The sequence below is a fragment of the Streptomyces sp. NPDC107521 genome (assembly GCF_055598485.1).
In genome coordinates this window covers 1295-2589 of record NZ_JBVKAT010000047.1, presented here as the reverse complement: position 1 = coordinate 2589, position 1295 = coordinate 1295, and the positions used below count along the sequence as shown (strand labels likewise).

The window sequence follows — 1295 nt, the reverse complement described above, 5'->3', positions numbered from 1 at the left end:
TGCGTCGTGACTGCGTGCCTTTTGAAGAATGAGCCTGCGAGTTTGCGGTGTGTTGCGAGGTTAACCCGGGTGGGGTAGCCGTAGCGAAAGCGAGTCCTAATAGGGCGTTTGAGTAGCACGCTCAAGACCCGAAGCGGAGTGATCTAGCCATGGGCAGGTTGAAGCGGAGGTAAGACTTCGTGGAGGACCGAACCCACCAGGGTTGAAAACCTGGGGGATGACCTGTGGTTAGGGGTGAAAGGCCAATCAAACTCCGTGATAGCTGGTTCTCCCCGAAATGCATTTAGGTGCAGCGTCGTGTGTTTCTTGCCGGAGGTAGAGCACTGGATAGGCGATGGGCCCTACCGGGTTACTGACCTTAGCCAAACTCCGAATGCCGGTAAGTGAGAGCGCGGCAGTGAGACTGTGGGGGATAAGCTCCATGGTCGAGAGGGAAACAGCCCAGAGCATCGACTAAGGCCCCTAAGCGTACGCTAAGTGGGAAAGGATGTGGAGTCGCAGAGACAACCAGGAGGTTGGCTTAGAAGCAGCCACCCTTGAAAGAGTGCGTAATAGCTCACTGGTCTAGTGATTCCGCGCCGACAATGTAGCGGGGCTCAAGCGTACCGCCGAAGTCGTGTCATTGCGATATGTACCCCCAACGGGGATCGTGATGGGTAGGGGAGCGTCGTCTGCCGGGTGAAGCAGCCGCGGAAGCGAGTTGTGGACGGTTGACGAGTGAGAATGCAGGCATGAGTAGCGATACAAACGTGAGAAACGTTTGCGCCGATTGACTAAGGGTTCCTGGGTCAAGCTGATCTGCCCAGGGTAAGTCGGGACCTAAGGCGAGGCCGACAGGCGTAGTCGATGGATAACCGGTTGATATTCCGGTACCCGCTGTGAAGCGTCAAACATTGAATCCAGTGATGCTAAGCCCGTGAAGCCGCCTGTCTTCAGCTTTGCTGTTGGTGGGAGTGGTGGAGCCGGTGACCCGAGCTGGTAGTAGGTGAGTGATGGGGTGACGCAGGAAGGTAGTCCATCCCGGGCGGTGGTTGTCCCGGGGTAAGGGTGTAGGACGTCAGGTAGGTAAATCCGCCTGGCTTGTGTCTGAGACCTGATGCCGAGCCGATTGTGGTGAAGTGGATGATCCTATGCTGTCGAGAAAAGCCTCTAGCGAGTTTCATGGCGGCCCGTACCCTAAACCGACTCAGGTGGTCAGGTAGAGAATACCGAGGCGTTCGGGTGAACTATGGTTAAGGAACTCGGCAAAATGCCCCCGTAACTTCGGGAGAAGGGGGGCCACACCTGGTGATGAT

The 1295-nt window shown here is 56.6% G+C and carries 1 rRNA gene (cut by both window edges); it reads left to right on the top strand.

Annotated elements, in window-relative coordinates:
- Positions 1-1295 (top strand): 23S ribosomal RNA (locus tag ACZ7LB_RS31855) (it extends past both window edges: 726 nt to the left, 1272 nt to the right).